Source organism: Sphingobacterium faecale, assembly GCF_016746095.1.
Classification (GTDB): domain Bacteria; phylum Bacteroidota; class Bacteroidia; order Sphingobacteriales; family Sphingobacteriaceae; genus Sphingobacterium; species Sphingobacterium faecale.
The window spans coordinates 16,747-40,693 of sequence record NZ_JAERTY010000014.1 but is presented as its reverse complement, the minus strand read 5'-3'; the positions used below and the strand labels follow the sequence as shown (position 1 = coordinate 40,693).

The 23,947-nt window shown below is 40.6% G+C and carries 17 protein-coding genes; 12 read left to right on the top strand and 5 right to left on the bottom strand.

The annotated features are described in order from the left end of the window. Positions 1-10: 10 nt before the first annotated feature. Positions 11-652, bottom strand: a complete 642-nt coding sequence (locus tag JKG61_RS21145) for a response regulator transcription factor (protein ID WP_202105006.1) — start codon at positions 650-652, stop codon at positions 11-13. A 204-nt stretch (positions 653-856) separates the two neighbouring features. On the opposite strand from JKG61_RS21145, the gene mscL reads away from it, so the two are divergent. The 5 genes from mscL (at position 857) to tsaB (ending at position 2,966) form a co-directional block, all read left to right on the top strand. Beyond that, positions 857-1,264 (top strand): large-conductance mechanosensitive channel protein MscL, encoded by a 408-nt coding sequence (mscL, locus tag JKG61_RS21140; RefSeq protein WP_202105005.1) that lies wholly within the window; start codon positions 857-859, stop codon positions 1,262-1,264. A gap of 136 nt (positions 1,265-1,400) precedes the next feature. After that, positions 1,401-1,559: a 50S ribosomal protein L34 gene (gene rpmH / locus JKG61_RS21135; protein WP_081643199.1), complete on the top strand. Its 159-nt coding sequence runs from the start codon at positions 1,401-1,403 to the stop codon at positions 1,557-1,559. A 57-nt stretch (positions 1,560-1,616) separates the two neighbouring features. Continuing rightward, positions 1,617-2,006: a ribonuclease P protein component gene (gene rnpA / locus JKG61_RS21130; RefSeq protein WP_202105004.1), complete on the top strand. Its 390-nt coding sequence runs from the start codon at positions 1,617-1,619 to the stop codon at positions 2,004-2,006. After that, positions 1,990-2,241 (top strand): membrane protein insertion efficiency factor YidD, encoded by a 252-nt coding sequence (gene yidD / locus JKG61_RS21125; RefSeq protein ID WP_202105003.1) that lies wholly within the window; start codon positions 1,990-1,992, stop codon positions 2,239-2,241. Before rnpA ends, yidD begins: the two co-directional genes overlap by 17 nt. 32 nt (positions 2,242-2,273) lie before the next feature. Next, positions 2,274-2,966: a tRNA (adenosine(37)-N6)-threonylcarbamoyltransferase complex dimerization subunit type 1 TsaB gene (tsaB, locus tag JKG61_RS21120; protein ID WP_202105002.1), complete on the top strand. Its 693-nt coding sequence runs from the start codon at positions 2,274-2,276 to the stop codon at positions 2,964-2,966. A 1-nt stretch (position 2,967) separates the two neighbouring features. Here the strand turns inward: tsaB and JKG61_RS21115 are convergent, their stop codons facing one another. Both JKG61_RS21115 and JKG61_RS21110 read right to left on the bottom strand, forming a co-directional pair. Then, positions 2,968-3,873, bottom strand: a complete 906-nt coding sequence (locus JKG61_RS21115; RefSeq protein ID WP_202105001.1) for a magnesium transporter CorA family protein — start codon at positions 3,871-3,873, stop codon at positions 2,968-2,970. A 148-nt stretch (positions 3,874-4,021) separates the two neighbouring features. Continuing rightward, positions 4,022-4,645 carry an OmpH family outer membrane protein gene (locus tag JKG61_RS21110; protein ID WP_202105000.1) on the bottom strand — a complete coding sequence of 208 codons (624 nt, stop codon included), beginning with the start codon at positions 4,643-4,645 and terminating at the stop codon, positions 4,022-4,024. Positions 4,646-4,916: 271 nt separating this feature from the next. On the opposite strand from JKG61_RS21110, the gene gyrB reads away from it, so the two are divergent. From gyrB to JKG61_RS21080, 6 genes are all read left to right on the top strand, one after another. Continuing rightward, positions 4,917-6,875, top strand: a complete 1,959-nt coding sequence (gene gyrB, locus JKG61_RS21105) for a DNA topoisomerase (ATP-hydrolyzing) subunit B (RefSeq protein WP_202104999.1) — start codon at positions 4,917-4,919, stop codon at positions 6,873-6,875. Positions 6,876-7,034: 159 nt separating this feature from the next. After that, the gene (locus JKG61_RS21100) at positions 7,035-7,838 is read left to right on the top strand and encodes a hypothetical protein (RefSeq protein ID WP_202104998.1); all 804 of its coding nucleotides are present in this window, start codon (positions 7,035-7,037) and stop codon (positions 7,836-7,838) included. Beyond that, complete coding sequence (locus JKG61_RS21095; protein WP_202104997.1) at positions 7,828-9,876, top strand: helix-hairpin-helix domain-containing protein; 2,049 nt, start codon at positions 7,828-7,830, stop codon at positions 9,874-9,876. Before JKG61_RS21100 ends, JKG61_RS21095 begins: the two co-directional genes overlap by 11 nt. Before the next feature lie 107 nt (positions 9,877-9,983). Further along, the gene (locus JKG61_RS21090; protein ID WP_202104996.1) at positions 9,984-11,951 is read left to right on the top strand and encodes a ComEC/Rec2 family competence protein; all 1,968 of its coding nucleotides are present in this window, start codon (positions 9,984-9,986) and stop codon (positions 11,949-11,951) included. 3 nt (positions 11,952-11,954) lie between these two features. Then, entirely contained in the window at positions 11,955-13,853 is a 1,899-nt protein-coding gene (locus tag JKG61_RS21085; RefSeq protein WP_202104995.1) for a RecQ family ATP-dependent DNA helicase, read from the top strand. A gap of 97 nt (positions 13,854-13,950) precedes the next feature. Continuing rightward, complete coding sequence (locus JKG61_RS21080; protein WP_202104994.1) at positions 13,951-16,179, top strand: sodium-translocating pyrophosphatase; 2,229 nt, start codon at positions 13,951-13,953, stop codon at positions 16,177-16,179. 74 nt (positions 16,180-16,253) lie between these two features. Here the strand turns inward: JKG61_RS21080 and JKG61_RS21075 are convergent, their stop codons facing one another. After that, complete coding sequence (locus JKG61_RS21075) at positions 16,254-22,217, bottom strand: alpha-2-macroglobulin family protein (RefSeq protein WP_202104993.1); 5,964 nt, start codon at positions 22,215-22,217, stop codon at positions 16,254-16,256. A gap of 189 nt (positions 22,218-22,406) precedes the next feature. Here JKG61_RS21075 and JKG61_RS21070 point away from each other — a divergent pair, with 189 nt between their 5' ends. Continuing rightward, positions 22,407-22,997 (top strand): pentapeptide repeat-containing protein, encoded by a 591-nt coding sequence (locus JKG61_RS21070; protein WP_202104992.1) that lies wholly within the window; start codon positions 22,407-22,409, stop codon positions 22,995-22,997. Positions 22,998-23,005: 8 nt separating this feature from the next. Here the strand turns inward: JKG61_RS21070 and JKG61_RS21065 are convergent, their stop codons facing one another. Beyond that, on the bottom strand, positions 23,006-23,905 hold the full coding sequence (locus tag JKG61_RS21065) for a LysR family transcriptional regulator (protein WP_202104991.1): 900 nt from the start codon (positions 23,903-23,905) through the stop codon (positions 23,006-23,008). Between the last annotated feature and the right edge of the window lie 42 nt (positions 23,906-23,947).

The following is a 23,947-nucleotide window of genomic DNA, read 5'->3' as shown; positions in this document are numbered from 1 at the left end:
CTATTAAAAATTAATCTTTCGCATGTAGCTTGAAGAGCTCGATTAGTTCAGGTATATTGTTGACTGCTAATTTATCGAAAATTCTGCTTTTATAAGTGCTTACGGTTGATGAGCTTAAGCTTAAAAGGTTAGATACTTCTAGTATGCCATGACCTTCTATAAGATGTTTTGCAACATCCATTTCCCTGTTTGATAGTTTATTCAATGGGTTTACCCTGTCCATAGAAGATTTAGTGCTAGTTAGTTTTTGTACGTATAGATCCTTTACTTCATTGGACATGTATTTCCCGCGATCTTGTATGCTTTGAATAGCATTTGCAAGTTCTTCCATAGCGGTGTTTTTATTGAGGTAGCCCGCTGCTCCCGCCTCTATATAGCGTAATGCATAGATGTTTTCATCATAAGAAGAAAATACCAATATTTTTAAATCATGTTGAAAATTTAGTATTTCACCAATAACTTTGATGTTATTGCCTCCTGGCATATTGATGTCTAGAAGTAACAAGTCGAATTTTTCAAATTTAAGATGATCATAGACTTCTTTAATAGTGACTGCATTAGTTATAGAAATATCTTTAAATTTCTCATTAATCACTACTGCAGCCCCTAATCTGACTATGCTGTGGTCATCTGCGATGAGTATCTTTTTCATAAAGGAGGATGAACATTTATATATTTAACAACTATTTAGTGTGAGCTTGAATAGGTGATCGCTTCTTGCAAACATACGAAATAATCATTTATATATTTAGCATGTTAAGATTAATTAATAATAAAAAACTTGCATAGATTGTCGTATTTTTGATTATTATCATTATAATTGTACATATATTGGAAAACAAAAAAATAGAAAATTATGGGGTTTTTAAAAGAGTTTAAAGAGTTCGCAATGCGCGGAAGCGTGTTAGATCTGGCCGTCGGTGTTGTCATCGGTGGTGCGTTTGGTAAAATCGTGTCTTCGTTGGTTGATGATGTTATTATGCCTCCTATTGGCTATATTACTGGAGGTGTAGATTTTAGTAGTCTAAAATACGTGATCACGGAAGCTGATGCTGTAGCCGGTGTTGAAGAAGTTGCGATAAAATATGGTAATTTTGCAAATGTGATTATCCAGTTTTTGATTATAGCATTCTGTATTTTTTTAGTGATCAAGGGAATTAATTCTTTTAATAAGAAAGAGGAGTCCACTCCTGCTGCGCCACCAGCACCATCTAAAGAGGAGACGCTGCTTTCTGAGATCAGAGATATATTGAAAAATAAATAGACTAACCTGATAAAGAGTTGTGCTGTGCTAAACTTTTTGATTTTAGTCCTTGTTAGTTTAGAAATAATACACTACTTTTGCATTCCTATTAAGGATAATTACAGGTAAGAATATTAAAAAAATATAATAAAGCGTCATGAAAAGAACATTTCAGCCTTCGCAAAGAAAAAGAAGAAACAAACACGGTTTTAGAGAGCGTATGAGTACAGCTAATGGTAGAAGAGTATTAGCATCTCGTAGAGCTAAAGGAAGAAAACGTCTTAGTGTTTCTGACGAGTATCGCCACAAAGGCTAATACTTTTTTTAGCGCCGGTGACTTTAACTGTGCCGTTCCGGCCTTTTCTGTCATCGTATGAAAAAAACATTTAAAAAAGAAGAACGACTATGTAATAAGAGCTTACTGAATAAGCTCTTTCATAGTGGTTCTTCTTTTGTTGTATACCCTTTTCGTATGGTGTATATGGAGGTGTCACTTGAAAAAGTGAAATCTCCGGTAAGTGTCGTTATCTCTGTTTCAAAGCGCAGATTTAAAGCGGCACCTCATCGTAATCGTATTAAGCGTTTGATTCGGGAGGCGTACCGACAGCAAAAATCTATCGCACTTTATCCTTTCATGGAGTCTAAATCTTTGGGCTTGCTACTTGCGATACAGTACGTGGGAAAGGAAGAAGTGCCCTTTGCTACAGTGTGGGCAAAAATGGAAAAGGCATTAGCACAGTTGATCAATGAGAATAATCAATAGTATTGGTTCATTTGCGGCAAAGATTTTGCAAGGGGTCTTTTTGTTGATCATACGGTTTTATCAGCTTTTTATTTCGCCATTGCTAGGAGCAAACTGTAGATATACGCCAACTTGTTCCCAATACGGTAAGGAAGCTATTCTTAAGTATGGTCCGTTTAAAGGGGGGTGGCTAGCGATTAAGCGTATTGCCCGTTGTAACCCTTGGGGAGGGCATGGGCATGATCCTATACCCTGAATTTAACCTGTTTTCAGAAAGTATCACATTCTATGCGTAACTATATATTGCAAATCGACACAGCGACCGAAGTTTGCTCGGTCTCTCTCAGTAACGACGGAAAGCTTATTGCCGAACTTACAGCAGAGGATAAGAATATGCATGCCTCGGGCCTTACCGTTTGTATTGATAGATTGTTGAAAAGTGTATCGTTGGATTATACTGATCTTTCTGCAGTGGCTGTGAGTATGGGGCCTGGTTCTTATACTGGGCTTCGAATTGGCGTGTCTACAGCAAAAGGATTGTGTTATGCATTGGATGTCCCATTGATCGGTGTGAATACTTTAGAAAGTATGTACGAAGGGTATATAACGATGAGCGAGGTCCAAGATAATCTTGTTTATATTCCCATGTTGGATGCCAGGAGGATGGAAGTGTATATGGCGGTATTTGATAATCAAAAGAATTGCCTGCAAAAAACGGAAGCCGTTATTGTTGATGCAGGTACATTTGATATTTTTGCTCCGAAAAATGTAGTGCTTTTCGGTTCTGGGGCAAATAAGTTCCAAGAACTGTTTGAAGGTAATACTCAAGTGAAAATAGATACAGAATATCAACACTCGTCCGCTTATTTAAGCACGATTGCATTCCGGAAATTTCAGAATAAGGAGGTTGAAGACCTGATTTATTTTGAACCCTTCTATCTTAAAGAGTTTGTGGCCACGGTGTCTAAGAAGCTTATTTAATCTATAGCCATCTTTTTCGTTTAAACCAGTAATAGATCAGTACCGAGAGTAGGGCCATGATGATCAATATACCAGCGTAGCCGTATTCCCATTCCAGTTCAGGCATATTTTCGAAATTCATTCCATAGACACCCACGATAAATGTTAAAGGCATAAAGAATACGGATATAATGGTCAGCGTCCGCATGATTTCGTTGGTATGGTTGGACTCGATATTGAAGTAGATGTTCAATAATTGAGAGGTGTTTTCAGAGATATTGCGAAAGAGTGTGCTGGTTCTTGAAAATAAATCCCTCAAATCCTGTGTATAGATGTTTTTGTATTCTGGCATGTGGAAGTAATCCACAATATCTTTGTAAAGTGTGAGCACACTACGGGTGACATCAATCTGTCTTTTGATATAATATAATTTCTTTAAAAACGGTTTTCTTCGGTGATGCAGGAAAACAATCTCTTCGTATTCATCAAGCTGCATAGCCATTTTCCCTAAGACTAGATCTTCAAATGTTTTGAGGGTATCCGAGACTAATGCATTGACTAATGTTTTGCTGGATTGTAGTCGTTTGTGAGTGCGTTCGATTGTTTTAAGACGCTCGAGAAAGTCGATTTGATTTCGATGTACGGTGATTACGACATTTTCATTGTAAAATAGGGATATGCGATCGGTGACTTCTACAAGAGAGTCTGATTCTTCGTCAAATTTATTCGGAATAGATCGTAGTATCAGGAAATGGTAGTTCTCAAATTCTTCAATTTTTGGAAGATGACCTGTTTCTAAACAGTCTTTAATAGAGGCATCGTTGAGTTTGTATTTTTCCTTCAGCTCCGCAAAATCTTCTATTTTTGGATTGGATATGTCGATCCATTCAAAACTGCTTTCTGGATTCTGGAGGATATATGTCACCATAGGGGATTGCTCTAATTTTGCATTAAAGTAATCATATTGGTTTATATTATCAAGAATGAACGAATTCCCGTATGCTAGCGACCGTTCGTTTAAAAACAAAAGAGGGATTCAAATTTGAATCCCTCTTTTGTTTTTGGATGACTTTTCCCTATTTCTTTTCAGCAGGTTTCTTAGCGCTGTATTCTTTGTTTAGCGCTTCAACCACTTCTTTAGTAATATCCAATTTTGAATCTGCATAGATTACAGCAGGATTTGTTTTAGAGTAAGTTAATACAAACTGATATCCTTTTTCTTCGGCATGTTTTTTCAAATACTCTGTTATGGTGTTGTACACAGCGTTGAATTCTGTTGCTTCATCTTGTGCAAGGGACTGTGATGCGTTTTGATCTAATCTTCCTAGTTCATCTTGCTTACGTGCAAGCTTCTCCTCTGTAGCTTGACGATCAGAAGCACTCATTGTAGCTGCTTTTTGTTGGTACTCTGCTACTTCTCTTTGAAAAGCCTGTCCTTTAGATTGCAGGTCTGTCTGTGCTTTCTTCACTTTAGCCTCCAATTTAGACTTGATATCTTTGAAGTAAACATATTTCTCTGATAGTGTATCGGAGTTTACATAGACAATTTTCTCTTGAATTTTTGACGTTGCGGCAGTTGAAGCGGTGCTATCACTTTTTGACGAAGATGTGTTTGATGCATTTTGGTTACATGCCGTAATCGATGCCGCTACTATTAAGCCTAAGGTAACTTTTGATAAATTTGTTAAAATTCTATTCATTATTTTGTCTATTTTGATCTTTCTATTCTTGTATTTAAACACTCATAAAAGCCTTGTTATACACCGCTCCAGCTTGTATACTAAACTTTTTTAATTAACCTTTACTGTTAAGGAAACAAACCTACTATAAAAAAATTACAAATCCATCTTTTTCGTTTTTTTGTATATAAAAAAAGTGTTTTTGACGTTTTTTTGCTACCAAAACGACTTGCTTAAGTACCTAATTTTTATTAACTTTGAGAGTTAATTTTTTCTGTTATTAATATATTACATGAGCGAAGAAAAAAAGAATCCGACAACGTATTCGGCTGATAATATCCAGGTATTAGAGGGGTTGGAAGCGGTACGTAAACGTCCATCCATGTATATTGGGGACACGGGCCCCAAGGGTTTACACCATTTAGTTTACGAGGTTGTTGATAACTCCATCGATGAAGCTGTCGCAGGTTACTGTAATGATATCCATGTAACTATCCATAAGGACAACTCTATCTCTGTAAGGGATAATGGTAGAGGAATTCCGACTGGTATAAATAAGAAGGAAAATAAATCCGCGCTAGAGCTCGTTATGACCGTGCTGCATGCCGGTGGTAAGTTTGATAAAGATACGTATAAAGTATCTGGAGGATTGCATGGTGTAGGGGTGTCCTGTGTGAATGCTTTGTCCATACACCTGAAAGCAGAAGTACATCGCGAAGGAAAAGTATTCAATCAAGAATATGAAAAAGGTAAACCGATGTACGATGTCAAAGAAGTAGGTACTTCAGATATTACGGGTACTATCGTGACATTCAGACCGGATCCAGAAATTTTTACACAGACCATTGTTTATAACTATGATACGTTGGCAAATCGCTTACGTGAGCTTGCCTTTTTGAATAAAGGTATTACGCTTACTTTGGTCGACGAGCGTGAAACGAATGAAGATGGTACAGAGAAGAAAAATGTATTTTTATCGGAGGGAGGTCTTCAGGAGTTTGTCAAGTTTTTGGATGGCACTCGTTCCCCATTAATTCCTGATCCGATCTATCTAGAAGGAGTTAAACAAGGAATTCCTGTAGAGTTAGCATTTCAGTACAATGATACCTATTCGGAAAACGTACACTCGTATGTCAACAATATTAATACGATAGAAGGTGGAACACATGTTGCTGGATTTCGTAGGGGATTGACAAGAGTGCTTAAAAAATATGCAGATGAGTCGGGCTTGTTAAAGAATTCGAAAGTTGAGGTGACTGGAGATGACTTTAGAGAGGGGCTGACAGCTGTTATCTCTGTAAAGGTCGCTGAGCCGCAGTTTGAAGGGCAGACAAAGACGAAATTGGGTAATACCGAGGTCATGGGGGCTGTAGATGTTGCGGTAGGGGAGATCTTAGGCATGTATTTGGAAGAGAATCCAAGAGAAGCTAAGGTTATCGTTCAGAAAGTAATCATAGCTGCTCAAGCTAGAGCGGCAGCGCGTAAAGCACGTGAGCTTGTTCAGCGTAAGACGGTGATGAGTGGATCTGGGCTTCCTGGAAAGCTAGCTGATTGCTCAAGTAATGACCCCGCTTTGTGTGAGATTTTCTTTGTCGAGGGAGACTCGGCAGGTGGAACAGCTAAACAAGGACGCGATCGTAATTATCAAGCTATTATGCCACTTCGCGGTAAAATCTTAAATGTCGAAAAGGCTATGGAGCACAAGATTTACGAGAGCGAAGAGATCAAGAATATGTTTACCGCCTTAGGCGTATCTGTGGGCACAGAAGAAGACCCTAAGGCTTTGAATACGGCAAAGCTGCGCTATCATAAAATTATCATTATGACGGATGCGGATGTCGATGGTAGCCACATTGCTACTTTAATTTTGACCTTCTATTTCCGATATATGCGCCAATTGATCGAGAAGGGGTATATATATATCGCTACTCCGCCGTTGTATTTGGTGAAAAAAGGGAAGGAGTCTGAGTATGCATGGACCGAAGATCAACGATTGGCAGCGATACAGCGCTTGAAAGGTACCGGTAAAGAGGATTCTGTACATGTGCAGCGTTATAAAGGTCTCGGAGAGATGAATGCAGAACAATTGTGGGAAACAACAATGAATCCAGAAAAGCGTACTTTACGCCAGGTGACGATAGAGAATGCAGCAGAGTCTGATCGTGTATTTTCTATGTTGATGGGGGATGAAGTTGCTCCTCGAAGAGAGTTTATCGAGAGAAATGCAAAGTATGCCAAGATAGATACTTAACAGAAACTGTATTCAGCAAGGATATATTGAGCCAGATGGTACTACACCATCTGGCTTTTTTGTGACTTTTTTGATAAGAGCCTCATCAGATTTCAAATTAAGATTTTTAAATTGATTGTTTTTATGTAAATTAGTGAAAACCAGTCAATTGCTTATATTATGAGGTTAGGTGTAATACTGCTCTTATCGCTTCTATGCATTACTGCGCGTTCTCAACGTTTCTACGGCGCTTCAATGCAGGGGATGGCCAATACCGGATTGGCAGTACCCTCTGTGTACGGTTTAACAGCCAACCCTGCTGTGGTGGCAAAGTTGGAAAGACCTCAGATTGGTATAGGCTACCAACCTCATTTTTTAACACAGGATATACAGACGCATGCTCTCGTAGCATCGCTACCTCTGCGTAAATACAATACTCTAGGGTTAGCCATCAATAACTATGGGTTGAAAGGTACCTCTTCTTTACTTACGGTAAGGGCTGTCTATGTTCGTGCATTTGGTGATTATTTTTCCACTTCGGTATCGACCAATTATCACCAATATCATGTCAAAGGCTACGGCGGAGATAATGCTGTTTCGATGGATTTAGGAGCTCATTTTACTTTTACTAAAGCAATGGCGATAGGGCTGTTGCTGCGTAATATTTCTTTTTCCCGTTTTGACGACAGTATAGACCAGTCTATCGCTAGAGAGATCGGTATGGGATTGTTATATCATATATCTAAAGAGGTCTTGTTTACAGCGGATGCTTATTATACTGCATTGGGTGAGATAGATCCTCGGTTTGGTATTGCCTACTCCATAGATAAACTGGTTGTCCTAAGAGGAGGGATCACCCTAGTGCCCATGCAATATTTTACGGGAGTTGGTATGACACTTGGAAAATTTTTATGCGATATATCTTCATCCTTTCATACACAATTAGGAGCTTCTCCTCAAGTATCCTTGGTTTATGGTTTTTAGAATATTGGCAATCATATTGGGGATAGGTGTATACCCCGCGCTTTCTTTTGGGCAAGAAGAAGAACGTGTCGATGAGCTCCTGTTGGAGCAGATTCAAGAAGAATTAGGAGAAGAGGTCGATATTAGTGAAATATCAGAAAAGTTGCATTATTATTTGAGAAAACCGCTCAACCTGAATACCGCTAGTGAATCTGAATTAAGTGTACTTTTTTTTCTTTCTCCACAGCAGGTTGATAATTTGATCTTTCATCGTTCTAGGTCAGGGGATTTTGTCAGCGTGCTCGAACTTCAAGCGATCAAAGGATTTGATGCTGAAACTATCCAGCGCCTACTTCCGTTTGTTTATATTGCTCCCCCAACTTCTTTCAGAGGATTGACTTTTAAAAAAATGATGGAAAAAGACGAACATATGCTAATGATGCGTTATGGACGTCAGCTACAGCTTGCTGCTGGCTATCGAATACAGGAAGAGGGTAAGAGCAGGTATCTCGGAGATGCTAACCGATATGCGCTTCGCTATCGATGGAACTACGATAATCAAATACGCGTTGCATTGAATATGGAAAAGGATGCAGGGGAACCATTTTTTAGAGAAAAGCAGCGTTATGGTTTTGATTTTTATTCGGGGCATCTCGAGGCGCGGAATTTAAGTAAGTATGTCAAGAAACTTGTGATTGGAGATTATGCCCTACAGTTTGGGCAGGGACTTGTTTCGTGGAATGGCTTGAGCTTCGGTAAAGGAGCCTGGATCGGCAGTGTCGCTCGACAGGGACAGGGGCTCGTTCCGTATTCTTCGATGAACGAAAGCAACTTCCAGCGGGGTGTTTCGGCTGCTATAGAAAAGGGAGCAATCAGATGGACTCCGTTTGTGGCTTATAATAAGCTGTCCGGAAAGGTGGAAACAGAGGATGGCAGTCGCATTATTTCTACGATAAGCCAATCGGGATTGCATCGGACTGCTACCGAGCAGTCCTATCGAAAGGCAATAGGACAAGTCGTTTATGGAAGTAATTTGGCCTATCAATATCAGCGTTTGAAGCTCGGGATTACTTACATGGGGATGACCTATGATGGCTTGCGTATAAAAGGGAGCGATATGCGGCAGCTATTTGACTTCCAGGGTAATAGTTTGCATGTGGTTGGTGGACATTATAATTATTCCTTTAGAAATTATTATTTTTTTGGAGAAACAGCATACAGTTTTGGAGGTGGTTGGGCTACCAACAACGGATTGATTGCTAGTTTGCATTCCAAGCTTTCTCTTTTTGTTGATTATAGAAATTATCAACGTGACTACCATAGTTTCTATGGGCAGTCACTAAGCGAAGGCAGTCAGATCGCCAATGAGAAAGGCATATATGCTGGAATGGTATACCATCCGAGTAGAAAGATTGAATGGGTAAATTACTTTGATGTTTTTCATTTTCCGTGGTTGAGATATCGTATCGATGCTCCAAGTGCAGGTACAGATTTTCTGAGTCAATTTACTTATACTTGGTACAAAATCGGAAAATTAACATTCCGATACCGACATCGCCTCCGACAAGAGAATTTTGCATTAGACACACGACATACAAATGTGTTGGCAGATGTCAATCGTGACCAATTTCGTATTGATTTTCAATATAAACTAAGTGATAGTTGGCGGATTCGCTCACGCGTGGAAGTGATGCTTTTTGAGAAGGAAGGAGTCGATAGAACGAATGGTCTCTTATTTTACCAGGATGCTTTTTGGCAAATGAGAAAGCCTCGGCTCCAGTTCAATATACGTGCTGCTTACTTTGATACGGAGGGATACGATACAAGAATCTACGCTTATGAAAATGATGTGCTGTATGCCTCCGGTTTTCCAATGTATTATGATAAGGGGATGCGGAGTTATCTGAATATACGTTATAAAATTGTTAAGAATCTAGATCTCTGGGCTAGGTGTGCGATGACATATTATTTTGATCGAAATGATATTGGTGCAGGCTTGGAATTGATTTCAGGTAAGGTAAAGTCGGATGTGAAAATACAGGTCAGATGGCAATGGTGAAAAATAATCTCCTTGGTTTAGAGTTTCCAAAGATTCCTATGCTTAAACCCTTTTTGGCTTTTGTGCTAGGTATTTATATAGGATATTACCATAGAATGGATTCTTTTATGCACTGGTATTTAGTTGTGTTTTCTTTTTTTGTATTGCAGTGCCTGGGATTTTTTAAACGAAAGCAAACTTGGGGAAGGTTATTGTTTGTCCTTGCCTTTTACAGCACTTGGTGCTTACTAGGGATGTGGTTGACCCTACGGACAATGCCGTCTTATCAGCCGTCACATTTCTCGAATTTTGTGGGGAAGAGTCTTTTGGTCGTGGTGGACGATGAACCTCAATTGCGCGGTAAAATGCTGCGGTTTCCAGCAGTAGTGAAAGCAGTAGTAAGCGATACAGGCAAGACACGTACAATCGGTAAGCTGATGATGACCATAGGCATAGATTCTGTAGCAATGCCAAAAATCCAGTATGGTGATATGCTACATGTAATAAATAATGTAAAGGAAGTGAAAATGCCTTCTAATCCCAACGAATTTAATTATCGAAATTACCTGGCAACAAAAAATATTTGGCACCAATGCTTTTTAGCTTCTGACGAAGTCATCAAAATCGATGTAGGCAAAGCGAATATTATTTTGGCGAATGCGCTTTCATTCCGGGAGCAAATGATGGAAAAATTTTCACTGTATATTGAAGACGGTAGAGCATTACAGCTGGCGGTCGCATTAATTTTTGGTTATCGTTCGGAGATGGATGAGCAGATGGTTAAAGCCTTCACCAATACAGGGACGGTTCACATACTGAGTGTTTCTGGTTTACACGTAGCGATGGTGTTTGGAATTTTGACCTTGTTACTGAAGTGGATGGGATATTTTCCATATGGACGCCCCTTGCGCAGTGTTCTTGTCGTCAGTGCAGTCTGGTTTTATGTTGTTCTCACTGGAATGAGTCCACCCATACTTCGTGCAGGAATTATGATTACGTTCTTTATTGTTTCATTTACTGTCAGCCGGCAGCAAGTAACGTTGAATACCCTGTTTGCGTCTGCACTTTTTATCTTGTTGTTATTTCCAAAGAGCTTATTTGATATTGGCTTTCAGCTGTCTTATCTTGCAGTATTGGGAATTCTTCTCCTGCAGCCCTTATTGAAAAAGCTCTATCTGCCCACCATCAGATGGTGGAGTTGGATTGTAGAGTATACGTATATCTCTATAGCAGCTCAGTTATTTACATTACCTGTGATTCTATACTATTTTGGACAATTCCCTACTTATTTTATTCCGGCCAATTTGTTTATAGCCTTGCCGAGTACCGGAATTATGTATTTGGGAATATTGCTGGCATTGTGTCCTTTGGAACTTATCAATACCTATGTAGGAGTCGTCTTAGAAGCATTGCTGCAATTTTCTGTATACGGGTTAGCGTATTTGGAAAGACTGCCTTATGCGGTGCTGGATGGGATTATATGGAGTCAAATTCAAGTTGTTCTGGCGTTTTTAATATTGATAGCAATGGTATGTGCGTGGAATTATAGGTATAAAAAGGCTCTTTTTATGGCGATGGCCTGTCTGTTGATATTTTCGGTTTTTGGCAGTTTTCAGTATGTTCAAAGGTCAACGTACAGTGGGTATCGCATTTACGATGTTCGTTCGCATTTGGCCATTGCACAAATAAAAAAAGGGAAGGCCGTGTTGTATACTACTTTTGATTCATTGAGTCATAGTGGTAGTCGTTTTTCTATACTGCCGGATTTATGTCGGTTTGTTCCGCTGGAACATATTGAATATAAAAAATTGGTAACAGCGGGAAGGCAAAATCACATCTTGTCGTTAGGAGATAAAAGAATACTGATTCTGGAGACAGGACTACGTGATACCTTATCTGATGTGGATATGGTCATCTGGCGTAAGAATAATAAAAATACTATTGCAAGTGTTGTAGAAAAACTTGGTAGAACCCCACTTTTTCTGTTCGATGGCAGTAATGCAGATAGGACGATTGCATCTATTTATTCGGATAGTCTTGATGTACCGATGTATATACTCAAAAATAATTTTGCTTATGTTTGGGATGGAGAATAAGAAATGGTACAAAATAGTCTTTCTATATTAAAACAGTATTGGGGATATGATGGTTTTCGTCCTTTACAGGAAGAAATTATTTCATCCGTCTTAAACGGAAGGGATACGCTGGCTTTGATGCCTACGGGGGGAGGCAAGTCTATTTGTTTCCAAATACCGGCGCTGATGCAAGAGGGAATTTGTGTGGTGATTAGTCCTTTGATCGCATTAATGAAAGATCAGGTAGAGCAACTGCGTGGTAGAGGGATTGAAGCTATAGCTATTTATTCCGGTATGGGATACCGAGAAATTGATATAGCATTGGATAATTGCATATTCGGTAAAATCAAGTTTCTTTACCTCGCTCCTGAGCGATTGTATTCCGATCTGGTCAGAGAGCGGCTTCGCTACATGAAGGTCAATCTTTGGGCTATCGACGAAGCACACTGTATATCGCAATGGGGCTATGATTTTAGACCTTCTTATCTACAGATAGCTCAACTTCGTGAATTACATCCTAAAGTTCCTTTTTTAGCAGTTACAGCAACGGCAACGCCCCATGTTATTGTCGATATCCAAGAGCAGTTGGGTTTTGTGAGTCCCCATGTTTTGAGCCGTAGCTTTGCGCGCGTCAATCTGGGGTACATGGCATTGGAAGAGGAAAATAAGATGAACCGGATGTTGCGTATTGTCAAAAAGGTCGGTGGTACAGGTGTTGTATATGTTCGTAATCGAAGGGAAACACAGGAAGTGGCTCGGTTCCTGCTGAATCATGGTGTTCCTGCTGATTATTACCACGCGGGGTTGGGAATGAAAGAGCGTTCGGCAAAACAGGATGCTTGGAGTTCGAATAAGATGCGGGTTATCGTAGCAACTAATGCATTTGGTATGGGAATCGATAAGTCCGATGTGCGTTTTGTCATTCATTTGGATATTCCCGATTCGTTGGAAGCTTATTACCAAGAGGCAGGACGTGCAGGGCGTGATGAAAAGAAGGCATTCCCTGTGCTTTTGTACCAACAGGCGGACCGAGACCGTCTGTGGACAAATTTGGAGAACAGCTTTCCTGAAGTTAGTTTTATCCAACAGGTATATCACTATCTGGCGAATTATTATCAGATCGCTTATGGATCTGGTCAAGGTTTGTTTTTTGATTTTGATATTGTCGAGTTTAGTAAGAAATATACACTGGATCTATTACAAACCTTGAGTGCTCTTAAGTTTTTAGAACGCGATGGCTGGATTTCGTTGTCCGAAGCAGTCTATATACCTTCCCGTTTCAAATTTGAAGTTGACTTTCAAGAGCTGTACAAATTTCAAGTACAATCGGCCAAATACGATCCTATTATTAAAGCCGTACTGCGTACTTATGGAGGTGTGTTCGATTTCTACATACCCATTAATGAGTACGAGTTTGCGAAGAAACTAAAAGTACCTTATGAGGTGATCGTAGAGCTGTTACAGGGATTGGAAAAGCAACAAATTGGTTCCTATTTGAAAAGTACAGATAAACCCCAGCTTCAGTTTTTGCAAAGTCGTGTTGATTACAAAAACTTGTATATCGATACTGATTTTTTGAGAGAACGTCGGCAGATCAAGGAGCGTCAGGTCAAAGCAGTGTATGCCTATCTAGATGAGGAAATGTGCAGAAGCCAAGCTTTGCTTTCTTATTTTGGCGAGCTTGAATCTGAGGTGTGCGGTGTATGTGATCTCTGTTTGAGCCGGAATTTTAAAGAAGAACAAGAATTAAAAATAGAACAGGGAATACGGGTTTTGCTGCTTGAAAAGCCATTAGAGCTACATGAACTTATTGATGGAATTCCTGTGTCTGATGATAATAGGCGAATTCAGGTGCTGCGCAGATTGGTGGATTTAGAAAGGGTCGAGGTAAGAGACTCTCTTTATTATTGGATCTCCAATTAATGTTTTTGATTGAAAGGGGCTCAAAAAGAAAGTGTTAAAGGTTTTTGGTTGTCAAAAAAAAGTGATAGCTTTAAGCTAGTAACCAAATAAACAGTTTATGGAGAACCTTATTATTTACCTACCAGCGGCTCTTGCTGTGCTCGGTCTATTATTTATGCTATCCAAGTCAAGTTGGGTAAAAAAACAAGATTCCGGTGAAAGCCGGATGGTGTCTATTTCGAAAAGCATCCAAGAGGGTGCTATGGCCTTTTTAAAAGCAGAGTATCGTATTCTATTAGTTTTCGTCGTTATTGCTTCCATCGCATTATTTTTTGTTTCGACTTTGGTAGAGACTACGCATTGGATTATTGTCATTGCGTTTGTATTCGGTGCTTTCTTTTCTGCATTGGCTGGAAATATCGGTATGCGTATCGCTACCAGTGCCAATGTACGTACAACACAGGCCGCTCGTAGCAGTTTGCCTCAGGCATTGAAAGTTTCCTTTTCAGGTGGTACGGTTATGGGATTGGGCGTTGCCGGATTGGCCGTATTGGGATTGAATATCTTTTTCCTGTTGTTCGTAAAGATGTTTATCTCGGGTGAGAACAGCTTCTATAGTGAGATGACGGTGGTGTTGGAAGCATTGGCAGGATTCTCTCTAGGGGCAGAATCGATTGCTTTATTTGCACGTGTTGGAGGTGGTATCTATACGAAGGCTGCGGATGTTGGCGCAGACTTAGTAGGTAAGGTAGAGGCGGGAATTCCTGAAGATGATCCTAGAAACCCTGCAACTATCGCCGACAATGTGGGCGATAACGTGGGCGATGTAGCGGGAATGGGAGCCGATCTCTTTGGCTCTTATGTGGCGACGGTGCTGGCTTCTATGGTATTGGGTAATTATGTTATCAAAGATATGAGTGAAGCATCCGGTACGGTATATACAGATGCATTTCAAGGTATGGGACCAATTTTACTGCCGATTGTAATTGCTGGAGTCGGTATATTGGCTTCAATCATCGGTACCTTCTTTGTCAAAGTATCGAGCAATGATGCTAAAGAAGCTCAAGTGCAGAAGGCGCTAAATATGGGCAACTGGGTATCTATCATTTTGACGGTCGTGGCTTGTTTTTTTCTGATTCAATACATGTTGCCTGAGGTTATAAAAATGAAGTTCTTTGGCGAAGGATTGAAAGATATACCACGGATGAATATTTTCTATGCAACGCTAGTGGGATTGGCCGTTGGTGGATTAATTTCTGCTTTTACGGAGTACTATACCGGCTTAGGCAAAAAGCCTGTCCTTAATATTGTACGGAATTCCTCAACGGGAGCTGGAACTAATATTATAGCTGGACTGGCTACCGGAATGATATCGACCTTTTCATCGGTCTTATTATTTGCTTTTGCGATTTGGGGATCTTATGCTTTGGCTGGATTCTACGGAGTCGCTATTGCGGCATCGGCTATGATGGCGACCACAGCTATGCAGTTGGCCATAGATGCTTTCGGTCCTATTGCTGACAATGCAGGAGGAATTGCCGAAATGAGTGAATTACCAAAAGAGGTTCGGCAGCGTACGGATGTATTGGATTCGGTTGGTAATACAACTGCTGCAGTAGGAAAGGGGTTTGCCATCGCTTCTGCTGCCTTGACTGCTCTTGCTTTATTTGCGGCTTATGTCACGTTTACTGGGATAGATGGTATCAATATTTTTAAAGCAGATGTACTTGCCGCTCTTTTTATCGGTGGTATGGTACCTGTAGTGTTTTCGGCCTTAGCGATGCAATCTGTTGGCAAGGCGGCTATGGATATGGTCAATGAGGTACGCCGGCAGTTTCGTGAAATACCAGGAATATTGGAAGGTACAGGCAAACCCGAGTATGATAAGTGTGTGGAAATATCGACCAAAGCAGCGCTACGCGAAATGATGCTCCCCGGAGCTTTAACGATAATCACTCCAATTCTAGTTGGCTTTATTATGGGGCCTGAGGCTTTGGGTGCGTATATGGCAGGAGTTGCTGTGTCGGGAGTACTGTGGGCTATATTTCAGAATAATGCCGGTGGTGCATGGGATAACGCGAAGAAGTCGTTTGAGGCAGGGGTAGAAATAAATGGGGAGATGACGTACAAGGGGTCGGAAGCGCACAAAGCTGCGGTTACGGGAGATACAGTAGGAGATCCTTTTAAAGATACATCTGGGCCTTCTATGAATATCCTGATCAAACTTACTTGTTTGGTAGGTTTGGTAATAGCTCCGATTCTCGGAGGACATAGCCTGACATCAGCGAAGAAGGGTAAGGAAGTTCCTAAGGAAAAGATTGTCTTGTTAGATACAAAAAATAGGTAGTAGCACGAGTCTGCTAAAAAAAGGGGCGCTCAACAAACAGTTGGCGCCCCTTTTTTAGTCTATTATAAGGTGTGTTAAGGTACAATGACGAGTTGTATATTTGCTGATCGTGCATTGACTGTCGGATCATACATACACTCGAGACTGCTTATTCCGGAGTTAAATATTCCGATATTATTTGCTTTGATTTCGTATTCGAACTCTCTTTTTCCTTTTCCTAGATGGTCAAAGAAATAGTTGGTCGAAGCATCTTTCATGTTGAGATAATACCCCTGCCACCAACGGTATCCCGAAGGTTGATAGACAGGTTCCACGCCTGCTGGACGACTATCTTTCAGATGTACATACTGCAGTGGGGCATCATTTATAACAATGATCTTGACCTTGATACGCTCGCCTAGTTTAGCCTCTGTCGTTTCTACCCAGGTTCCGTTGCGCTCTACTAAGTATTGCTTTTGAATAGAAAGGGCATTGGTATTGCGCTTCACTTCGGAAAGCGGCACAAAATACTGATGATAGATGCCTCCGTATATCGTTCTATTGTTGTTATTTTGAATAGTTAGCTGTTTGTCTTTTTCTAATGTAGACCGGTCAAAATCTAGGGATACCTGACCTAATACAATATCTTTAGTATCGGCCTGTTGGCGGTCAACGAGTATACTTACCTTATTATCCAAGCTAAAGTCGTCCGGGTTATTAGCGAGTAGGAGTGCATAGATGGCATCTACGGTCATCCAGGTACTGTTCCAATGGTTTACTTGTTTTTTATAGTATAACCATTGGGTTATGGCCTGAAGCTGAGAAGGATCATTTAGCTTATAAGCTTCAACAAGGTAAGACTGCATACTGACGGCGTTGTAAGCACGGTCATTGCTCGGCCAGTACATACCGCCGTCTTTATCACGGACGACCTCTTGACTAATTCTGTTCTTTAATTCATTGGACTGTTTCGCATTACCATATAATTGGTTGACTACCCATGCTTTGGCCGCTAGGCCTGCCGGTCCTTTGGCGGTCACCTCAGGCGATTTTACCAGCTTATTGGTGAGCTGTTGAATGCTGTTGCCCTGAGGCTTGAAATAACTCGTCCAATAATGGCGAGCATAGAGGTAATTCAGAGCGAGTTCTACAGATGCCTTGGGGCTAAAGATACTACTGTCTTGGTCTAAGTATTGAGTGAGACCTTCCATTGCATTTCGCATGTCTGAATCCACTAGACTTTGGTCGAGATGGAGCACTTTGCCCACGATTTCGAGCAGGCGTATAGAGATATGACTATCTGCTTTTCCTCCTTGAAGCCAACTGAATCCTCCTTTGTCAATTTGGTTCTGGAGTATTTTCTTTTCGACCGCTTTGATTTCTCCGCGGATATCGCTATTGAAAAGGGTAGCGATAGCAGCTAATTTTTCTTTTTCACTTTTAATGGCTCGTAACCATGGCATTTCCTCTTGTTTCAGTTCACTCAGACTGCTGTTTTCTTCGAGTTTGCTTTTGTTTTGATCTTTGTCCAGTGTTTTGAAGTAAGTGGCAATTTCTGGATAGTTCTTCTCCACATATTGTACCATTTTCAGACCAAACCATTTGCTGCCACTTTGTTCTGTGGACTCGTAAGGATAGTTTTTCAGATAGTCTAGTGTTGCGATAATTTCCAGAATAGGGTTGCTCTGTACCTGTACCTTAGCATGTAGATTGTCTTTTCCGCTACTGTGTAAGCTGTAGTCTTTGGATTCTCTGGACTTCAAAATTATTTTTTCTGTATCGGAAATCAATACCTTATTGGAGAGGATCGGTAACTCTACTATTTCACCATCAGAAAAAGAATCGGTAGCAGCGACGATTTTAATCTGTACTGTCGGTATATGTGCCGGTACTTTAAGTTTCCATTCGACAATACTATTGGTTGTGGCAGAAACTTCAAAAGCTAGGGTGCTATTTCCATTCAAAAACAGATTGGTAATGTTTGTATTGTCTTCTGGGTTAAATATTTCAATCCTTGCATTGCCTTTCAAACCTTGTTTGCTTATGTTTTGTACCTGTGCTTTCAACGTGATTTCATCCCCTTCCCTGAAGTATCGAGGTAGATTAGGACGTACCATCAACTGCTTTTGGGTTCGGGTGATGAACGTTGCATTGCCGGATGCAAGGTCTTTGCGGTGTGCAAAAAGAAGCAATTTCCATTTTGATAGTGCTTCTGGAGTATCGAACTCGAAGTTGATATTTCCCTCGGCATCGGTGTACAGGGTAGGAAAGAAGAAGGCTGTCTCCTGTAAGTTGGTACGTGTCTGCGCTTGATCCAACTGATCTTGTTTCTTTTTACCTTCTTTGGTGGTAATAAGAATTACTCCATGTGCACCTCTGGAACCATATAGGGCTGTCGCAGCAGCATCTTTGAGTACTTCTAGTTTTTCGATTTGGTCCGCGGGGAAGTTATCAAGGACAAAGCTATCCGTGATTTCTCCATCAATAACGTATAGCGGAGTTGATTGTCCCGGACTGGATGCTCCTCGAATACGCAGGTTTTCTACTTCAGCCTGTAGATTAGGATCCTTGAGTTCATCATACATGGCTACATTTTTTTCTGTCTCTGCGCTGATTGCTGCTACTGATCCTGTTAGGGTCATTTTCCGCTGGGGTGCGGCAGAAACAACGACTTCATTCAGCGAATTGAACGAGTCAAAAATTCCTTGATGATCTATGAGTCCCCCCGTGAATAGGCCGTAAGTGTAAATGGTAGATAATCCATTTCCTAAAGTCGGTAGCCTATTGTTTTTATAGAATATTGACTTGGAATAATCGTCTTTATAGAACCCGTTAAGAAGATGGTAATATTGGATGTTACCAAAATAAGGGGTATACAGAGGTAACGAGGATGGGAAGTTATTGCTTGCGAATGCATCCAAAGCGCTGTCATACATCGTAGCCAATACCTCTGCTTCGGATACCGGTAGATCTTTCTGCGCGATACTGAAACTCCACTTTTCCTTTTGACCGGGGGTGATTTTGTCTCTAAATGTTTTAGCAGTAATCTGTAAGAGTTTATCCTGTCTGACCACCGGTATAGCTGTCGATGTGATTGCCAATTTATTGTTAGCAACCAATAAGGCTGTAAAGGAGATGTTGGGCGATACCTGCTCTTTTTCTAGCGTGAAGGTGTAGGTAGCCTGTCCATTTTTTATATTCAGTAACTGGGTTGGTCTTTTTGCTGTCCCGAGGGAACTGAATAAATACAGGTATTTGGCACTTTTTTCGTCCGTTTGATAGGAGATGGTGACCTTATCTCCAATGCTATAGTTTGCCTTGTCGGTATTGGCAGTCAAGAACTCGGTATTGCTTACTTTTTTAGTGATAGCGTCATACAGTTGCATGTAACTGGTCGCTTTTATAGTGTCTCCATCTTGTATGCTGATCGCTTCAATCATATAGCGCCCTTTGGCAAATAGATTAGAATCTATCTGGACCAGACCCGTGTCGCGTGTATCGAATTCGTAGGACGCGAGCAGCTCCTTTTGTGCTTCTTTGTGTAATAAGCTTCGATCAAATAGGACTGGAAAATACCTTTCGTATTCTTCAGGACTCAGTAAATGGTATTCGAGGTTGCTGAAGATCTGGCTACTTTCTCTGGTCATGACTGTCGTCGGCTGACTCAACTGATATATATTGACTTTGCCGGCAAATAAAAGGGATTGGCCATTTTGATTGGAAGTCTTAATGGTTAGATTTTTCCATTTTTTCTCCTCCATTCGACCAACAGTCTGAATTTGAATCTGCCACGGACGGGTAGAGAAACTGTACTGACCTGCTGTTGCTTGCATCTCACCGCTTTGACTGGTTACCTCGGCATTGTATTGTAGGTAGAAGTTATTCAAACCTTTAAACATAGAATCCATCAGAGCGACTTTAAAGGAAAATTTCCCCTCCGCATCAGTGGTTGTTGTAGAGTCAGCATAAGTAACATATTGACGGTGCTTGTTGCTGTAAAATGTGATATTGTATTTTACGGTTGCGTCCGGCAATGCTGCTCCAGACAGCATTTCTACAGCACCTGTAAATACTGCTGTGTCTCGGAGTGTGTACGTCTCTTTGTTCGTATCAAATGTTACTTTGAAAGTCGGTCTTTTGTACTCTTCGACCTGAAAGTAATGGGAACCCTGCTCTCTACCCTTGTGTAGAGCTACGATCCTAAATGATCCTGCCAATGTTTTGTTCGGTAAAATAAAGCTCCCATTTATCGAACCGTAAGCATTGCTGGTCACGGTCAAAGAATCTATTTTTTGATGGTTGGCATCGTGAAGATAAATTTTCAACTCTTCTTTTTCCATCACTTTTCCCAATAGTGCGTGACTATTGTACAATATACTTTTAAAGTAAACCTGTTGCCCCGGTCGGTAGATGGCACGATCTGTCAGGGTCTGTATGGAGATTTGGTTCCTTTCGTCCGGTTGTGGTTTATTGTAAACATGCCTGCCTATTGTTTTTAGCTTATTGAGGTCAATCAGTTGATTTTCCTGTGGGAGATAAAGTAAGTAAGAATCAAATGCTCTTCTCTGGTTGGAGGTATACGAAAATTCACCCTTTTTATCCGTGCGTAGTCCTTGGACCAAATCTAACCTGTTGTTGCGGTTCAGTTCATACAGTTGTATTTTTTTATCGGTATAAGGCTTGCCTGAGATCCTGTCTAGCAGTAATCCCCTAAACAAGGTGCTGTTATCATCGTCTTTATCTTGACTGGCCGAAATAAAAAGATCAGAAATAATAATTTGCTGATCTACGACCTCGAAGTACAGCCCATCATCCTTGAAATCCTTATTGTTGGATACCAGAATCGTATAATTGCCAAATGGCAGTGGATTCAATTTGTAAAGCGTACTGTGGTTCTGATAATCTGCAAAGGACTTCAATGCCAGCAACTCCTCATAAACAAGTTTGGCGTCTAAGCTCGTCTGATGGGTCAATGAATCATATTTAACATCGAAGGACCGATATGATTTGAGCGTATTGCTGGTGTTGTAGACCCGGATATATAGACTATCGGTATTTGTAGTGCTGATTCTAATGGGTGTATATTGATTGGCAGGAGCGAATGATTTGGCCGTCAGTTGGATATTAACCTGTTTGATTACTTTTAAAAGGTTGTTTGATTCGTCGATCCAAGGCGATTTGGGATATTCTTTTAACGCTTGGTTGATGTATTTTAACGCTTCCTTTTTGTCGCCACGGCTATTATAGATTCCGGCAACCTGAGCTAGCAGGTACGCATTATAATCGCTTTTGTTTCTTGCAATGATGTCCAGATAGTTGGTTGCCATTTCAAGAGCAGGAAGGTAGGAGTTATCCTGTCTCAATGAAAGCAGATAAGACGTTGCATTCGTGTAACCTTTGCTTTCATTGATTGCAATAATCTCTTCTTTTAGCTGATTTACTTTATCGCCATTACCCCGTTCGTAGCTCGCGATAAAATCGATGTATTGGTATGCTAAGAAATGATATAAGGTAGGAGATAACGATACGTTTTGGGTGGAAACAAACAGGTCTGCCCATTTTTCCAAAGGAGCTTGAAGCAAGGCTCCTTTGGGTTCAAGGGAAAGGTGGAACAGGGAATCGATATGCTTTATTTTTTGTTTGTTGTCACTTGCGATAAAGTTATTGTCTGTGTCGCTCAGATATAGGTTTATATTCGAAGCAAGGAATAGCGCATAAAAGTTATTCAGAACTGTTCTTTCTATAGGAGATGCCTGTTTGATATGTTGTTGGAAGTGTTTCTCGACCTCGACAAATAAGCTGTCATTGGTGCGGTTGACTTTCTTTGTCTGGCCTTCGGCAACAATGGCGCGTATCCATTCCGCGGAATTGCCGCTGCGACGGGCTTCAGCTTTAATGTCTGCTAGGAGTGGTAGGATCTGCTCATAATTCCTGATGGAGATAAGTCGTTCTATTTCTTTCCATTTAGGAGATGAAGTAGAAGTGGTCTGTGCTACTCCCATAAAAGGCAATAGGCAGATTAGTAATAGCGGAAAGTACGTTTTGATCAGTCGCTTCATATATAATGTGATTGTATTTACTAAAAAATGACTACGTTTTGTACAATGGATGCGGCAACAGACGTAGTTCCATAAACGAAGTGTAAAATTATGCACTCAAGTTACGGCTTTTTGAAAAGCAAGCGAAATAATTCCTACCTTAAGCAGGAAATTGCGGGTCTTGATCAGGTCCTGAAAATTAGATAGAATATGAACTCAGAGATTGTTACACATGCCGACAAAACCTTTAAACAGGTTGATTATGCAGAGAAGGGACTTCGTAATCGGGAGTTTGTCCGGTGTCATTTTATAGGTTGTGATTTTTCTAAGAGTGACCTAAGAACCAATGATTTCGAAGATTGTACCTTTGATGCATGCAATCTTTCTATGGCGAATCTGCAGGGGGTAGGATTGCGTAATGTGGTTTTTAAGGATTGTAAGATTATGGGACTGGATTTCTCCTCCCTCAACAAGTTTATGTTCTCTTTTTCTTTTGAAAAATGCCAGCTTGACTATTCTATATTTTACGGTGCAAATCTAAAGAAGATGCGTTTTTCGAAGTGCTCCTTGCGTGAGGTGGATTTTAGCGAAGCGGATTTGTCAGCGAGCGTTTTTGCGGACTGTGATCTACTGGGGGCGACTTTTGTAGGAACAAACATCGAGAAAGTCGATTTTAGAACATCTACAAATGTGATTCTAGACCTGGACCTCAATAAGGTGAAGAAGGCAAAGTTTACGATCTATCAGTTGGAGCTCCTGCTGCTAAAGTATGATCTAGCAATAGAAAACGACCTGAATTAACAGAAATACTAATTATCGTCTAGCAAGTGCTTAACCTCTTCAAGTAAAGCTGATATGCCAGGATTGCGGTTCTCCCTATTCCAAATCAGGGTAAGGGTTGTACGCTGGCGTATCTGTTCGAGTTCGATAAAATCAACGTCTGTACTGTATCCGTTTTTTAACGAAGAGGGAACTATGGCTACTCCAAGTCCCTGAGATACCAGATTGAATATACTTAATGCATTGACCGTTCGTAGGGTGACATGGGGCACAAAATCATGATCGCGAAATATGCTCATCACCAGGTCATAATAGGAAATGCTATAAGCTTTTGAAAACAGGATGAAGGGTTCATCTTTGAAGTCTGTCAACTGAAGACTGGGTTTTGATTTGAGCGGGTGATTCTTGGGTATAACAAGTGCGAAATGCTCGGTTAGGATAGGTAATGATTTTATATGCGGTGGCGTACCATCGACACGGACAAATCCAAAATCCAATTCATTACGTCCCAGCATTTCGAGTTGCATTTCATTGCTGAGCTCATTGAGCGTGATGTCGATCAAAGGTTGCTTTTGCTTTAATGAAGCTAATAGTTTGGGAAGTATAGTCTGTACAGCAGAGCCAATAAATCCCAGTTTGAGTGATGTTATCTTCCCTTCCGCAATCTTTTCAATCTGTGTTTGAATGTTGCTGAGTTGACTGAATAGCAGTTCCACTTCGTGTAAAAGGTATTTGCCAGCCTCAGTTAATTGCACTGTACGCTTGGTTCGTTCAAATAGTGTAGTCTTATAAATATTTTCCATCTGTTTGATCTGTCTGCTCAGTCCTGGTTGGGAGATGAAAAGCCGATCCGCAGCTTTACGGAAATGAAGTTCTTCGGCCAGAACCTTGAAATAATGGAGATGTCGAAGTTCTATTTGATAATTCATGGTTATTAATAGTTGACTTAAATGGTATTACCGGTTATCAAA

Coding starts and splice junctions, on each gene's coding strand:
- JKG61_RS21095 (WP_202104997.1), top strand. CDS start 7,828: ATGGTTTTTAGAATATTGGCAATCATATTGGGGATAGGTGTATACCCC.
- JKG61_RS21110 (WP_202105000.1), bottom strand. CDS start 4,645: ATGAATAGAATTTTAACAAATTTATCAAAAGTTACCTTAGGCTTAATA.
- yidD (WP_202105003.1), top strand. CDS start 1,990: ATGAGAATAATCAATAGTATTGGTTCATTTGCGGCAAAGATTTTGCAA.
- rpmH (WP_081643199.1), top strand. CDS start 1,401: ATGAAAAGAACATTTCAGCCTTCGCAAAGAAAAAGAAGAAACAAACAC.
- JKG61_RS21100 (WP_202104998.1), top strand. CDS start 7,035: ATGAGGTTAGGTGTAATACTGCTCTTATCGCTTCTATGCATTACTGCG.
- rnpA (WP_202105004.1), top strand. CDS start 1,617: ATGAAAAAAACATTTAAAAAAGAAGAACGACTATGTAATAAGAGCTTA.
- gyrB (WP_202104999.1), top strand. CDS start 4,917: ATGAGCGAAGAAAAAAAGAATCCGACAACGTATTCGGCTGATAATATC.
- JKG61_RS21090 (WP_202104996.1), top strand. CDS start 9,984: ATGCACTGGTATTTAGTTGTGTTTTCTTTTTTTGTATTGCAGTGCCTG.
- JKG61_RS21085 (WP_202104995.1), top strand. CDS start 11,955: ATGGTACAAAATAGTCTTTCTATATTAAAACAGTATTGGGGATATGAT.
- mscL (WP_202105005.1), top strand. CDS start 857: ATGGGGTTTTTAAAAGAGTTTAAAGAGTTCGCAATGCGCGGAAGCGTG.
- tsaB (WP_202105002.1), top strand. CDS start 2,274: ATGCGTAACTATATATTGCAAATCGACACAGCGACCGAAGTTTGCTCG.
- JKG61_RS21065 (WP_202104991.1), bottom strand. CDS start 23,905: ATGAATTATCAAATAGAACTTCGACATCTCCATTATTTCAAGGTTCTG.
- JKG61_RS21145 (WP_202105006.1), bottom strand. CDS start 652: ATGAAAAAGATACTCATCGCAGATGACCACAGCATAGTCAGATTAGGG.
- JKG61_RS21080 (WP_202104994.1), top strand. CDS start 13,951: ATGGAGAACCTTATTATTTACCTACCAGCGGCTCTTGCTGTGCTCGGT.
- JKG61_RS21075 (WP_202104993.1), bottom strand. CDS start 22,217: ATGAAGCGACTGATCAAAACGTACTTTCCGCTATTACTAATCTGCCTA.
- JKG61_RS21115 (WP_202105001.1), bottom strand. CDS start 3,873: ATGGTGACATATATCCTCCAGAATCCAGAAAGCAGTTTTGAATGGATC.
- JKG61_RS21070 (WP_202104992.1), top strand. CDS start 22,407: ATGAACTCAGAGATTGTTACACATGCCGACAAAACCTTTAAACAGGTT.